Below are 13,820 nucleotides of genomic sequence, written 5' to 3' on the forward strand. Positions count from 1 at the left end.
CGGGTGCGGTGGTGGCGACTTCGATGAGCCGGCGGGCGGCCGCGTCGGTTCGGACGGCGTCGTGGGTGTGCGCCTGCCGAGAATGCCATCCATACAGCTCAGGAGCTTCTGCGACGGTGCGGCAGGATTAGCACTTGTGCTGCTGCGTCTTGTCTACTTGACCGTCACCAACCTGTTCGGCGCGCTGCGGTTGCTGCCGGTGAGCGATCGCGACAAGGTCACGGAGATCCCCGCCCTGCGCCACCAGATCAACGCCCTTGAGCGACAACTCGGTCCGGGACTGGTCAAGTTCGCACCAGCAGACCGAGCCTTCCTCGCCACACTCCTCCGCCCTCTCCCCCGCGAGGCACTACGCCGCCTGCGGCTGCTCGCACGACCCGACACCGTCCTGCGATGGCACCGCGACCTTGCGCCTGCCGAAAATGTCATCCATGCAGCTCAGGGGCGTCCTCGATAATGCGGCAGGATAAGCACTCGTGCTACTTCGTCTCGTCTACGTGACCGTCACCAGCCTGTTCGCCGCGCTGCGGTTGCTGCCGACGAGCGACCGCGACAAGGTCACGGAGATACTCGCCCTGCGCCACCAGCTCACCGTCCTTGAGCGACAACTCGGCGCGGACCGGGTGAAGCTTGCTCCACAAGACCGGGTGTTCCTTGCCGCACTGCTGGTGCCATTGCCCCGCAAGGTCCTGCGCCGATTGCGCCTACTGATCCGGCCTGACACGGTGCTGCGCTGGCATCGCGACTTGATGAAGCGGCGTCACGCCCGCACCTGCCGGCCCAAGAAGCCCGGTCGACCACCCACGGTCCATTCGATCCGCAAACTGGTCCTGCGCCTGGTGCGGGAGAACCCGTCGTGGGGCTACCGTAGGGTGCACGGCGAACTCGCCACCCTCGGCATCAAGGTCGCGGCCTCCACCGTCTGGGAGATCCTCATCTCCGAGGGAATCGACCCCGCGCCCGACCGGAACGCCACCACCTGGGCCGATTTCCTGCGCTCGCAGGCAGACGCTCTCCTGGCCTGCGACTTCATCGAGACCGTGACTTTGACCGGCCGACGCCAGTACATCCTCGCGGTCATCGAACACGCCACCCGACACATCCGCATCCTCGGCACCACCACACACCCCACCGCAGCCTGGGTCACCCAAGCCGCCCGCAACCTGGCCATGGACCTCACTGACGCCAACACCACCTTCGTGCACCTGATCCGGGACCGGGACACGAAATACCCCGCCCTCTTCGACGACATCCTGACCAACGCCGGAATACAGATCGTACGCACCGGCATCCGGATCCCGCGCATGAACGCGATCATGGAACGCTGGGTCCAGACCTGCCGCCACGAACTCCTTGACCGCACCCTCATCTGGAACGAGCGCCATCTGCGCCACGCACTTCGCCAGTTCGAACTGCACTACAACCTTCACCGACCCCACCAAGCGATAGACCAGGCAGCACCCCTGCGCGCCGTTCCCGCACCACTCCCCCACGCACAAATCACCCAACTGAAAGTGCGCCGGAGAGACCGCCTCGGCGGAGTGCTGCACGAGTACCAACATGCCGCTTGAACTGCACGGATGAGGTTTTCGGCAGGCGCAGTGCTGCCGCGAGGGCACCAGCCAAGTCCCGCCACGTGTTGGTTTAGCTGTATGCGATGCGCTCGACCTCGATCAGCTGAGCGGCGCCGATACGGTCGTCCTCCAGGGAGAGGAGCCAGGGCAGCAGCTCGGGTGAGGCATGCAGTTCGTCGTAGAAGCCGAGACGGAGGTCCGCGAGTTCGCCCTGGGTGAGCCAGCGGTCGAGCGCATCGCTCAGGTGCAGGTCTGACGCCTTGGTGCGGGTCTCGGCCCAGATGGCCAGCCAGGGAGCGGGCGTGCCCGTGGTGACCGCGAGTATTTCCAGGATGTCGGCGATGTGTCCGGTACCCGGGTGGGTGTGCAGAGACGAGTGCCACCAGGCGTGCCAGACCCGCTCCAGGGCTGTCCGTTCCGGCGCGGGCCAGTTCCGCCAGTCGGCGGCGAGCAGGCGGGAGGCCACCAGGCCGTGGTCCAGCCATTCCGCGGTGAGGATCCGTACGATCCGGGGCGTCAGCCGACGGTAGAGGCCGGGGAAGTCGTCCCAGTGGTCGGGCACCTCATGGGCGACGGAGAAGATCAGCTCGTCGGGCACCTGGTGCACGGGACCGGCCAGCGCCACGTGATCAGCCGCGGTGTAACAGTGGGTGCAGCCGCCCGCGGGAACAAACGGCTCGGCACGTAGCGCGAAGGCAGGGTCCAGGGCGTCGAGTGCGTCCTGGAACTGCTGGTGTGGGTCGATCATGAGGTACCTGACAGGACTCCTTCCGGACGCGGCCGGAGAAGAGAGCGACGCTATCACGGGCATGGCTCCCCCAAACCGCAGGATAGCCGCCTGTCCAAGCCGCATCGCAAATCATCAAGACCGCTTAGCCACCGTGCTTCACCTGCGGGTCGCCCTGGCCGCGGAACCCCTCGCCGTACTGTTCGCCAGCAGCCGCACCGCCATGCATCGCACCCTCCTGAAGAACAGGCAGCTGCTCAAGGCGCACGGCATCGTCATCCCACCCGCGACGACCCCACCCATCGCCCTCACGGGACTCCAAGCACGGGTCCACGCAAAGACCAACGAGCCCAGCAGCAAGATCAAGACGATGTGTTAATGATCTGCAAGCCCTTAGGGCAGGGCGGCCAGGTCCCAGTCGAGGTCCCAGAGCTTGGGGCCATCGGTGTCCGCCGGGCCGCCTGTGGTGAGCACGAACTGGTCATGGGCAGGGAGGACGGCGCACGAGGCCCCTGTCGGATGGGCTTGGATCATTCGGATGCAGCGGCCGGACTTGGTCTGCCAGATCCGGAGGTTGCCAGCTAGGTCGACGGACACCGCGAAACGCCCGTCCTGAGTGAGGCGGGCGTCGACCGCCCATCCGGGAATCGGGTCGAAGGTACGCATGCACCGCCCATTCGCCGTGTCCCACAGTCGGATCGCCGCGTTCTCACGGCCGCTGCTGCACAAGGCGAAACGGCCGTCGGAGCTCAAACTGACCGACATCAGTTGGCCGTTCCCGTCCAAGGTGCGCACGCACTGACCGGTCCGCAGATCCCACAACCGGACAGTGTCGTCCCAGCCCGCCGACGCCGCCGTACGGCCGTCGGGGGTGCTACTCAGGGCGCTGACCTCCGCGGAGTGTCCGGGCATGGCGTGCAGACGGCGCGGTTCGGACGGGGTCAGGTCCCACAACTGGAGACTGCCGTCGTAGCCGCCCAACAGGAACCGGTCGTCGTCCGCCGTCCAGTGCAGGGAGCGGATCGCGTAGTCGCCGCCGATGCGTCGGATTTCGTCGGTGTCCCGCTGCCAGAGATAGAGCTCGGAGCTGGTCATCTCTGCGTTGTTCGCCATGAGCTTCTTGATGTCCGCCTGCACCATCAGGACCCGCGTGCCTCTGATGGCCAGGTTCTGCAGGAGTTTTCCGGTGCTGAGCCGTCGACCTTCGAGGCGGGCGCCGGTGGCGACGTCCCACACCTGAACCCCTTCCATGTCACCGGTGACCGCGAATCGGCCGTCGGCCGACAAGGCAACATGATTCTGCTTAGCAGTACCGAGCGTGCGCATCTGGGACACGCTCCGCAGGCCGACTCGAGTGGTGTGCCGGCCCAGCTTGCGCCAGGCGGCAAGGACCTCTGGCGCCCGTTCGTAGCCGCGCTCCGCCCGCGCTTGCGTGAGCCCCTTGAGCGCGTCGGAGTACCGGCCGTCCGAGATCTCACGCTCAGCCCGGGCGACCAGTGTGCGTACCCGCTCGGCGGTGCTGTTCAGGTCGGACTGCGGGCGGGGCCGGCTGATCTGCGCACTGGCGTGATAGGTGCCGGGCAGCTCCCAGAAGCGCAACGTGTGGTCCTTGCCCAGGGAGAGACCGAACTCTTCGGCCCCGGGCACATCGGGAAGCGTGACGAACCGGACGTCGCACACGTCGCCGTCATGACCGCGGAAAGTGCGGACGCAACGGCCGGTGCGCAGGTCCCAGTAGCGCACGGTCTGGTCTCTGGCCCCGGAGAGTAGGAACCGGCTGTCGGACCGCAGCGCCAGATTGTCCACCCCTTCGGTGTGTCCCCTCATGGTCCGGATGCAGTGGCCCCGCTCCACATCCCAGATGCGGATCGTGGTGTCGAGGATTCCCGCCGAGACCATGAGCCGTCCATCGGCGCTGAGGCACAGGGCGTTCATGGAAAAGGGCTGCCCGGCGACGAACTTCCTGAGGCATCGTCCGGAGACCACGTCCCACAGCCATCCCGTGCCGTACATGGCGCTGCTGGACACCACTCTGCGACCGTCGGGGCTCATCGCGAGGGATACTGAGTTCTGCTCCGGCTCGCCAACGACCGACAGCAGTGTGCTGTTGCACAGGTTCCAGATCTGCACCGTCCCGTCGGAGGCGGTCCAGGCCCCGACGCTGCCGTCATGGGACAAGCGCACCGGGGTTTGATTGATCTTCTCTCCGCGCACCCGAGTGCCCTCGAAGACCTGGACACAGCGCTCCTGTGGGATGTCCCAGAGCCGCACGGCGCCGTCGAATCCGGCGGTGAGGGCGTAGTGGCCGTCGGGGGTGACGTCCACGTCGTGCACCGACTTGGAGTGCCCGGACAGGGCCAGCAGACGTCCCTTCTCCTGGTCGCCGGATGCCCAGACGATCACGCCACCGCTGCTGTGCCCCGCGACGATGACGCCCGCGTCCGGCGTGGCCCTAAGCGCCCCCTCCTTGTGGTTCAGCGGCCGTCCAGGCAGCATGGCGGGCAGCCCGGGGCGCTCCTTTTCCGGCCAGCGCTGCCAGGGCATCGGCACTGTCGCAGCACACCCGGCCTTGACAATCTCTCCCGCCGCGATCGCCTGAAGAGCGGCACGGGCCTCCGGTTCGGCCGGCCCGTCGCCGTGCTCGGCCAGCGACGCGCAGGCCGCATCGACGTCGCCTCGTTCCATGTGCACCAACGTGAGCAGATGGCGTTGCCGCCCGTCGGGCTCAGTCTCCGGCCCGAGCCCTTCGAGTTCGGCGAGCAGGCTCTCGTCGCTGATTTCGCCGCGCCGCCACCGGCGCATACCAGCGTTGTAGGTGCTCTGCGGATGCCGCGGGTCCGCCTCCAGGGCCTGGGCGAACAGCTCGTCCGCCTCGGCCGGCCGGTCGAGGTCGAGCAGGGAGAGGGCCCGGTTGTTGAGCTCGTCGGCGCGCAGGTCGGCCGGCACCGGCTTCGGCCGTGGATACGGCCGGCCGGTCGCGCTCCGGTGGATCTCCACAAGTTCGGCGGCCACCTCGGCCATGGTGCCCGGCCGGTCGGCGGGATCCCTTTCGAGACAGCGGCCGAGCAGCGCGGCAAGACCGGCTGGCATCTCGGGGAGTCCGAGCCTGCTGCCCGGTCCGCTGGCGAGGTACTCCGCCAGTGCCCGGCCTGCCTCGTCTCCCCTCGGCCAGGTGCGTCGGCCGGTGAACACCTGGAGCACGGACGTGGCGTAGCTGTAGATGTCGGTGCGTCGACTCAGCGCACGGTTGGCCAGCTGCTCCGGGGATGCGTACTCCCGCGTCAGACCGGCACGGCCCACCAGGACGCTGTCGGCGTCCCCCGCGTCCCGTCGGGTGCCGAGGGAAGCGGCCGCCGGTCCAGGGGCACCGGTGCGGGCTCTCGCCAGTCCGAAGTCGGTGACCTTGACGATGATGCCGCCGTCCGAGGTGTCGATCAGGACATTCGCCGGTTTGACGTCCTGGTGCACCAGCCGGTTGCGGTGGGCGTGCTCCAAGCCCCAGGCGAACTGGATCGCGACGTCCAGGGCGCGCCGCACGGTCTCGGCGGGACTCAGGTTCCGGAAGATCTGGCCGCTCACGATCCAGCTGTGGAGGTTGCCATCCGGGACGTACTCAGCGAACACGGTCGGAAGGCCGTCGAGCCTGCGGACGTAGTGGCAGCCGCAGATGTTCGGGTGGAGTCCCAAGTTCACCCAGGCCTCCGCCTCACCGATGAACTGCCGCTCGTCCGGGCTCAGCGGCGCGTCCCGGAGGGGGCGCTTCGCGGCCAGATCGATGCCCCACTGAAGGTGCCTGACCTGATAGACGAGCCCCATGCCGCCCTTCCCGGCCAGCCCCACCACCCGGTACCGGCCGTCGATGACCTCACCTGTCCGCCACTCGGGAAACTGCTCGGGGGCTTGCATGTCAGGCCTCCTCGCCGAGTACGTACAGGTCTTGGGGCAGCAGGGTCGCGCTCTTCAGCAACGCCTGGATCAGGTTGTGGTTGAGGGTGTTGCCCACGGGCTCGCCGACCCCTTCCTCTCGCAGCAGTCCGGCCACGGGATCGCGGCCGCTCGCGAGGCGCTTGCGGACCGTGGCGACCGTGTGCTCGGCGATCCTCGCCGTCCAGGTGCGCCGGGGGGCGGCACGGGACAGATCGTCGGCCACCTGCTTCCACGACACGGGCTGGGGGTAGCGCTCCTGGCGCAGATACCGCTGCGCCAACGCGATGAGCACAAGGCGCTCGGCGTTGCTCAGGTCGTATACGTCGTCCGCGGCTGTGGTTCCCTCCGAGTCGCCATCGTCGACGGCGGCCGGGTATCCGATGATGTGCACCTCCAGCAGGTGGGACCTGCGATTGCGAGTCTCGATGAGCAGCGCCGAGTAGCCGGGGGACATCGCCCATTCATGGCCGCGAAGCAGGGCTTCGGTGCCCGGCAGTTGGATCGGGCGTCGGCCCTCGTTCCGTAACCACCACTGCTGCCCGTCGCACGTGAAGACCCCATGCAGTCGGCTCACATATGGGTCGTCTGCGCCGACGGGCACATGGACGTCGTCCGCGGCGCGCCCAAAGTGCAGAGTGAACTTCCGCGGAGGGACGGCGAATCCGCTCTGCGTGGACTTCACGAAGATGGTCCCCGGCGGAGCCTTGGGCAGGCAGCCCGAGAGCGTCGGCATCGTTGCCGGCAGTACTTGTGGAACGAATTCCCGGATCTGCACATCCACCCCCGTTGGTCCGAACCTGCACCGTCCTTCTGGCCGCCACCGTATGGTGCCCGTTTCGGGACCGGTCCCGAGCATGGTTCGGTATCCCATCACAGCTCTCTCACCGGCGCGCCGAAGCGCTCGGTACCGGTCCCGGGCGACCGGTGCTCCGATTTCGGCATGCAGCAGACGACGAAGCGCGTTCCGAAGAACGATGGTGGCAGGCATACGGTGGCCCAACGGCTGTGGGAGACCGCGAGCGATGAAATCGTGCGCTGGGCGGTGAAGGCGTCGGCGACCGGGGCCGTGGCCTGGGTGGCCTACTGGATCGACCACCGCTGAGGACGGGAACCGGTCCTGGACACGGTAGGCCCGGCGCAGCCGTCAGGCCGGCTCAACCGGTGAGCTGGGCGGCGACGTCCAGGCCCTCTTGGATCTCGGCGGGCTCTACGCCGAGCTCTACAAACTCGCCCAAGACCGCTGACCCGTACGTCGGACTCGACGCAGGCGGAGCCGGTACGTCTATCAGGTCCGCCCACCCTGCCTTGCCGCTTCACGGATATCCGCGTGCGCTGTACAGCAGTGCCTCTACCGTCCAGCCCCAAATGCTGATCGCGGGGCGTGGAGAAGGGGTTGTCAGTGGGACGGGATCTGGGTCTGGACGGGGGTGGTGGACCAGTTCACCCTGTCCGACGACGAGGCGGGCTGGTTACGGAACAAGACCGGGGCCACGAGGCTGGGCTTCGCCGTTCAGCTGCAGTTTTTGACCTGGCGCGGCCGGTTCCCCGAGAGGCGCCTGGAGCTGCCGCCTGATGCGGTCGAGCATGTCGCCGAGCAGGTGAGCGTCGCAGCGTCCGAGCTGGGGTTCTATGACTTCACCTTCCGCGCCGCGAAGCGGCACCGCAGCGAACTGCGGGATCTGAACGGGTGGCACGAGTGCAGCCTGACCGACCAGGTCAAGCTCATCTCGCAGCTGGTGGACGTGATTTGGCACGACGAACGCCGCGAGGAACAGGTACGCGCCGAGCTGCTGCGGCAGATGCGCGTAGTCCTGATCGAGCCGCCCACCGCTGCTCAGGTCGACGCGATCATCCGGTCCGCGCTGCACCAGGCCGACGAGCGGGCCGTCGCCGAAGTCGCCGAACGCCTCGCCCGAAAGAAGTCTGTCCCCGTCGGCTGGACACGCTGGTCTTCAGCGATCCGACCGGCGACAGCGAGCAAGATACCGATACCGGCGCCGAGACCGTGGAGGCGATGACGACGGTTTTGGCAATGGCATCGCGAGCACCAACCCCCAGCCGTACATGCACGTTGGCTACGAGCCCTCCGCCGCCCTGTTCGTGGCAGTAACGCTCCAGCGGACAAGCGCGGCATAGGTCGACTCAGGAGATGGCGTCGCGTCCATCCGAGGCCGGTGATCACGTAGGCGATGGTGATTTCGCCTGTACCGGAGACTCACATGGCGTGCCGTCCAATCCCTCAGCCTCTTCGCCCGCCCACGTAGCAGAAACCCGGTCGACGCGGGGTGGACTTCCTCGACACAGAGCATTCAGTCGGAGTCGCCTCTTATCGTGACGTCAACAGGCACAGCTTGTCCGCGCGGAGTGATCTGGCGATGCCTCGCGCGCAGCACGTGCCTCGTCATCCGGCAGAACGGAGCCCCAGCCAATGCCCGCCTCTGCGCCGAAACCCAGTGAGCAGGCTGCGGACGCCGACCAAACCCCCATGCAGCGTCTCCGCGCGCTGGACCATCTCACACCTCGAGAAGCCGCCAAGCGCTGGGGAGTGCCAAAGGACGCGATCACCTCGGTCGCACGGCAGATCACCTACATCCGTGAAGGACGCTGGGGGCAACTCGCTCCAGACCGCGAGCGATGCCCCGTACCCGTCGCTTCGTTTCACGGCCTCCCTTGCAAGAATCCGGTCGAGAACGGCCGCGCCTCCTGCGCCATGCACCGCCAGGCAGCAGAACACCCGGGCCCCACACTGTCCGAAGAAGCGCTCGCCGTCGTGCAGTCCCGTCCCGGCTGGGAGGAACTGCGCGAGCGGATCTGGAAGCTGGACAAGCGGGCCCTTCAGAGGGAACGACTGCGACTGGCCAAGGCGCTGCACTCCAACGTATCCCTCCCCGAAGAGGACTACCGGCTGGCCGCACTACTGTTGCCGTCCGACGATCCGGCCACACAAGGCCGACGGGCCATGGGCCTGCCCGGTCCCAACGACGGACTCGGTGATGAAGCTCGCCTTCGTGGGCTCGGCGTGCTCCTGGCCGCAGTCGACGCGGCCGTCCTCGATCTACCGGCTTCCTCGACGACGCCACAAGCCCCGCCCGCTCGCCCGCGAGGGAGCCGCACCACCACACCGGCAGATAGCGCCACTCCCAGGAGGAAGAAGGAAGGGCCGCTCCTCTACAACGTCCAGGAAGCCGCGAAACGCCTCGGTATTTCTGCCGCCTGGCTGCGCGATGAGTCCGCTCGCGGCAACGTGCCGTACAGGGTGATCGGTTCACGCCGAATGTTCAGCGAGGAAGACCTGGAACAGATCATTAAGGACGCCTACCGACCGCCCGACCGACGACGCTAGCGAGCGTCGACCACCTTGGCCCGCCGGAACTCGCCCCGGGGGCCGAGTCCGGGCCCACATCCAACCGGCCATCGATGGGCGGGCGTTGAGTCGGAGAAACTGGAGGAGTAGCAGTCCGAGCATGAAGGCGCTGATCGTTAACGGACGGCACCTGCGAAGCGTCCTGGCCGCATACGAAACACGCTTCAATACCCATCGCCCACGCCGCGCCCTCCACCAAGCAGCACCCCTGCGTCCACTCCCCGATCAGGGTCACATGTCGTGGAAGTCTTTGGCACTGGGGTAGGTGATGTGGGTGCAGCCGCGTCGGGTAGTGATGTCGTTGACGTAGGCGTGGAACAGGGAGTTGAGCCCCTTGCGGCCGAGGATGTCCTCGTACATGTGGTCGGCGGTGAGGGTGTGCAGAGCGGGTTCGCCGTTGCAGATCGAGGATGCCCACCAGGCGCCGTCTTTGCCTCCTGCCGTTCCCGGCTTGAGCCTGACGCCGTCGCCGATCTCCTGGTACCCCACGGACTTTGCGTCGGCACCAAAGAAGGACACCGTGCGCAGCCACCAGGGCGAGTTCGTGAGCGCACCCTCGGCGTAGTCACGCTGATCGCCGTTCAGGCCGTCGGCGATGGTTCGGACCCGGTTGGGGCCGACCGCCAGCAGGCAGCTTTCGACGGGGCCTGGGCCTTCAGGAACTGGCGCCAGGTCGGGCCGGAGCGCTGCGGGGCCGGGTCAATGCCGGCGTCCTGCAGGATCTGCCAGAGCGTGGGCGGGGCGATCGGGTGGCCCAGGCGCGCGAGCTCGCCTGGATCCAGCGGTTGCCCCAGCTGCTGTTCTCTCGGGCCAACCGCCAGATCAATTGCCTGATGGTGGGCGCCGTGCGGGGTCGGCCCGGACGGTGACGAGAGGGGAACGTCCACTTCCGGGCGACGAGTTGGCGGTGCCAGGCCAGCACCGTGGTCGGGGTGACCGCGAAGACCTGGCGCCAGCGCTCCCGCAGGACCAGCCCGGACAGGACCGCCAGCCAGATCCGGTCGGCGGGCTCGTAGCGGACACCGCGTTCTCGTGGCGCAGTGCCAGCACTTCCGCGTCCTTGGCCATGCGGCTGCGCAGCACCGCAGCAGGCACCGTGATCAGATTCCGGACCAGCGCGGCGACAACCGACATCGACATCCGCAGATCGTCCCAGAGCAGTCGAGCCCGCTTCGCCACGATCAGCAAACGTGCAGACCACAGCCGCAAATCGTATTTTCGAGCGGGACAGGGTCGATGCGGGGGAACTGCGGCCACTCGGTCAGGTATAGGAGCAGGTCAGCGCCGTCGGCGGCGATTGCGTCGTCGATGTAGTCGAGTTCGGGATGCTGTTTGCGGGCGTTGTCGAGGGCCTTGGGGTCGGTGATGGTGGTGCCGAGTTGGTGGAGTTTCTGGGCGACGGCCAGGGCGGGTGAGTCGCGGATGTCGTCGGCGTTGGGCTTGAAGGCGGCGCCCCAGATGGTGAGGTGCTTGCCGTGGATGACGCCGTCGAGTCGTTCGCGGCGCCGGTTGCTGATCGCGTCGACCTCGCGAAGGAAGGTCAGGGCCTGGTCGGCGCCGAGTTCGCCTCCGCGGGCCATGAAGCTGCGGATGTCCTTGGGCAGGCAGCCGCCGCTGAAACCGAGACCCGGGCGCATCCGTGCCGTCCGATGCGCTTGTCGTGGCTGAGGGCGTAGGCGAGCTGGTGAACGTTGGCGCCGGCGGCTTCGCAGACCTCGGCCACGGCGTTGATGAACGACACCTTCGTGGTCAGCGCCGTCCCCAGGTTCTCTATGTGCCCTGCGTAGGTCAGCGCGTCGAGAACGGTCACTCGGGCTACGTCTTCGGCCTGGAGCATGCGTTTCACGAAATGGGAGCCGATGAACCCAGCGCCACCACGGTTTTCGTCGCTTGAGCTGCCCAGCACACGCTGTGGAGGACTGAGGCCCCTGACGCAGCGCCACCGATTAATGGACGCTCACATTCACCCCTTCGCCAGGAGCGGGCGGTACGCCGCAATAGAGCGCGTCGGCTTACGCGGTCTTCGAATGCGGGAGCCGCAATGGGTGAGTCGAAGGCGCTGGCCGCCGCGCCCGCCGGCAGGCGGATTCTGACCGGGGTGCAGCGGCTCCCGGCGCTGTCGCGGCGGAAGGTGGGCGAGAAGCCTTTGCTGCCGCGTGAGGTCGACGAGAAGCTGGTTCCGTCGCACTGGCGCAAGGCGGTGTACGCGAACGCTGACCTGCCGCAAGGGGCGGTGGACCGCGCCGCGTACGTGGTCTGTGTGTTGGAACAGCTTTTCGGGGCCCTCCGCCGACGTGACATCTTCGCCTCCCCCTCGCACCGCTGGTCCGACCCGCGCGCCCGCCTGCTGGCGGGCAAGAGGTGGGAGGCTGTGCGCGAGGACGTCCTGGCGGGCCTGAGCCTGGACGAGGACGCCGCAGCACACCTGCGGGAGCTGACGGCGGTCCTGGACGCGACGTGGAGGCAGATGGCTGAGCGGCTGGAGGAGGCCGGCGCGGACGCGAAGATCAGCATCGAGGTGCAGCCGAACGGCCGGGCGAAGCTGAACGTGGAGAAGCTCCACGCGCTCGGTGAGCCGAAGTCGCTGAAGTGGCTGCGCGAACGCGTCGAGAAGATGCTCCCGAAGATCGACCTGCCGGACCTGCTGTTCGAGGTGCAGGGCTGGACGGGGTTCCTGGACGCCTTCGTGCACCTGGGCGACGGCAGGACCCGCATGAAGGACCTGACGACGTCGATGGTCGCGCTGCTGGTCTCGGAGGCGTGCAACATCGGCATGACGCCGGTCATCAACCCGGGCTACGAGGCACTGACCCGCTCCCGGCTGGTCCACGTAGACCAGTACTACCTGCGGGCCGACACCATCGCCGCGGCGAACGCCGCCCTGATCGAGGCCCAGGCCCGGGTGCCGATCGTGGAGTTCTGGGGCAAGGGCCTGCTGGCCTCCGTCGACGGCCTGCGCTTCGTCGTGCCCACGCGGACGATCAACGCCGCGCCCTCGCCGAAGTACTTCGCGAAGAAGAAGGGCATCACCTGGCTGAACGCGATCAATGACCAGGTGATCGGCATCGGGCAGATGGTGGTGCCCGGCACCCCGCGTGACTCCCTGTTCATCCTGGACGCGCTGCTGAACCTGGACGGCGGGGTGAAGCCGGAGATGGTCGCCACCGACAACGCCTCCTACTCCGACATGGCGTTCGGCATCTTCAAGATGCTCGGCTACCGCTTCTCCCCGCGTTTCAAGGACTTGGAGGACCAGCGGTTCTGGAAGGCGGCGATGCCCGGCGCCGAGTCGGCGGGCGGGTACGGGCCGCTGGAGGCCATCGCCCGCAACAAGGTGAACGTGAAGAAGGTGATCACGCACTGGCCGGACATGCTGCGGGTGGCCGGCTCCCTGGTCACCAACCAGGTCAGGGCGTACGACCTGCTGCGGGTATTCGGCCGCGAGGGCCACCCGACCCCACTGGGGCAGGCGTTCGCCGAGTACGGGCGGATCGCCAAGACCCTGCACCTACTCGCCGTCGTCGACCCCATGGACGACACCTACCGGCGCCAGATGCACAAGCAGCTCACCGTCCAGGAGTCCCGCCACAAGCTGGCCCGCGAGATCTGCCACGGCAAGAAGGGCACCATCCACCAGGCATACCGGGACGGCATGGAAGATCAGCTCGGCGCGCTCGGTCTGGTCCTGAACGCCGTGGTGCTCTGGACGACCCGCTACATCGACGCCGCCGTCGCCCAGCTCCGCGCCGAGGGGCACGAGATCCGCGACGAGGACGTGGCCCGGCTTTCCCCGCTCAAGCACAAGAATCTGAACGTCCTGGGCCGCTACAGCTTCACCGCCTCCCAGCCGGTCGACGGCCTGCGCCCGCTGCGCGACCCGGACGCCGTCGACCTCGACGACGATGACGACGGCCACGCCGGGTGACACACCGGTCGCCGTGATGAAGACGACGTTGCCTGGAACGCTGAAGCGCCGAAGCGGTCCGGGCATCTTGCCTACTTCGTCGGCGGCATCTTCGCCGATCGGGACGGGGCGGCCGGCGCGAAGCAGTGGCCAGCCACGCCGTCTGACGTGGTGGCGGCCGGTCCGAGACTCTGTCTGCGCTACGCGGCCGGACGTACCGAGGCCGGCCGCCCTGCGGGCGGCCGGCCTCGGGTCAGAAGGAACTAGCGGGTGAGCAACAGCAGGATGAGCACGTGGATCACGATCACGATGACTCGCGTGTCG

At 67.6% G+C, this 13,820-nt stretch carries 9 protein-coding genes and 3 pseudogenes; 7 read left to right on the forward strand and 5 right to left on the reverse strand.

Annotated features, from left to right (window positions below):
• Positions 1-136 precede the first annotated feature (136 nt).
• Positions 137-457, forward strand: coding sequence for a hypothetical protein (locus ACZ5U5_RS38650; protein ID WP_469031210.1), 321 nt, complete (start codon positions 137-139; stop codon positions 455-457).
• Positions 458-476: 19 nt separating this feature from the next.
• Positions 477-1,571 carry an integrase core domain-containing protein gene (locus tag ACZ5U5_RS38655; RefSeq protein ID WP_469031211.1) on the forward strand — a complete coding sequence of 365 codons (1,095 nt, stop codon included), beginning with the start codon at positions 477-479 and terminating at the stop codon, positions 1,569-1,571.
• Between the two features lie 73 nt (positions 1,572-1,644).
• Here ACZ5U5_RS38655 and ACZ5U5_RS38660 read toward each other — a convergent pair whose 3' ends face one another.
• Positions 1,645-2,322 carry a hypothetical protein gene (locus tag ACZ5U5_RS38660; protein ID WP_469031213.1) on the reverse strand — a complete coding sequence of 226 codons (678 nt, stop codon included), beginning with the start codon at positions 2,320-2,322 and terminating at the stop codon, positions 1,645-1,647.
• 121 nt (positions 2,323-2,443) lie between these two features.
• Between ACZ5U5_RS38660 and ACZ5U5_RS38665 the strand changes: the two are divergent.
• Positions 2,444-2,680: pseudogene (locus ACZ5U5_RS38665) on the forward strand (ISAzo13 family transposase); the annotation flags it as partial.
• A gap of 14 nt (positions 2,681-2,694) precedes the next feature.
• Here the strand turns inward: ACZ5U5_RS38665 and ACZ5U5_RS38670 are convergent.
• Positions 2,695-6,207 carry a protein kinase domain-containing protein gene (locus ACZ5U5_RS38670; RefSeq protein ID WP_469031214.1) on the reverse strand — a complete coding sequence of 1,171 codons (3,513 nt, stop codon included), beginning with the start codon at positions 6,205-6,207 and terminating at the stop codon, positions 2,695-2,697.
• Position 6,208: 1 nt separating this feature from the next.
• Positions 6,209-6,961, reverse strand: a complete 753-nt coding sequence (locus ACZ5U5_RS38675; protein ID WP_469031216.1) for an FHA domain-containing protein — start codon at positions 6,959-6,961, stop codon at positions 6,209-6,211.
• Positions 6,962-7,168: 207 nt separating this feature from the next.
• On the opposite strand from ACZ5U5_RS38675, the gene ACZ5U5_RS38680 reads away from it, so the two are divergent.
• From ACZ5U5_RS38680 to ACZ5U5_RS38690, 3 genes are all read left to right on the forward strand, one after another.
• Positions 7,169-7,330: a hypothetical protein gene (locus tag ACZ5U5_RS38680; RefSeq protein WP_469031217.1), complete on the forward strand. Its 162-nt coding sequence runs from the start codon at positions 7,169-7,171 to the stop codon at positions 7,328-7,330.
• A 328-nt stretch (positions 7,331-7,658) separates the two neighbouring features.
• Positions 7,659-8,246, forward strand: a complete 588-nt coding sequence (locus tag ACZ5U5_RS38685; RefSeq protein ID WP_469031218.1) for a DUF4158 domain-containing protein — start codon at positions 7,659-7,661, stop codon at positions 8,244-8,246.
• A gap of 467 nt (positions 8,247-8,713) precedes the next feature.
• A complete protein-coding gene (locus ACZ5U5_RS38690) occupies positions 8,714-9,571 on the forward strand; it encodes a helix-turn-helix domain-containing protein (RefSeq protein ID WP_469031220.1) in 858 nt (285 codons plus the stop codon).
• Between the two features lie 252 nt (positions 9,572-9,823).
• Here ACZ5U5_RS38690 and ACZ5U5_RS38695 read toward each other — a convergent pair whose 3' ends face one another.
• Entirely contained in the window at positions 9,824-10,081 is a 258-nt protein-coding gene (locus tag ACZ5U5_RS38695; RefSeq protein ID WP_469031222.1) for a hypothetical protein, read from the reverse strand.
• A 731-nt stretch (positions 10,082-10,812) separates the two neighbouring features.
• Positions 10,813-11,429: pseudogene (locus tag ACZ5U5_RS38700) on the reverse strand (UDP binding domain-containing protein); the annotation flags it as partial.
• Between the two features lie 228 nt (positions 11,430-11,657).
• Here ACZ5U5_RS38700 and ACZ5U5_RS38705 point away from each other — a divergent pair.
• Positions 11,658-13,517 (forward strand): annotated as a pseudogene (locus ACZ5U5_RS38705) (Tn3 family transposase); the annotation flags it as partial.
• Between the last annotated feature and the right edge of the window lie 303 nt (positions 13,518-13,820).

It is taken from the genome of Streptomyces sp. NPDC033177, from assembly GCF_055577715.1.

Excerpts from the sequence above, each read along its gene's own strand:
- ACZ5U5_RS38660 (WP_469031213.1), bottom strand. The coding sequence starts at position 2,322 with ATGATCGACCCACACCAGCAGTTCCAGGACGCACTCGACGCCCTGGAC.
- ACZ5U5_RS38670 (WP_469031214.1), bottom strand. The coding sequence starts at position 6,207 with ATGCAAGCCCCCGAGCAGTTTCCCGAGTGGCGGACAGGTGAGGTCATC.
- ACZ5U5_RS38675 (WP_469031216.1), bottom strand. The coding sequence starts at position 6,961 with ATGCCGACGCTCTCGGGCTGCCTGCCCAAGGCTCCGCCGGGGACCATC.
- ACZ5U5_RS38680 (WP_469031217.1), top strand. The coding sequence starts at position 7,169 with ATGCAGCAGACGACGAAGCGCGTTCCGAAGAACGATGGTGGCAGGCAT.
- ACZ5U5_RS38690 (WP_469031220.1), top strand. The coding sequence starts at position 8,714 with ATGCAGCGTCTCCGCGCGCTGGACCATCTCACACCTCGAGAAGCCGCC.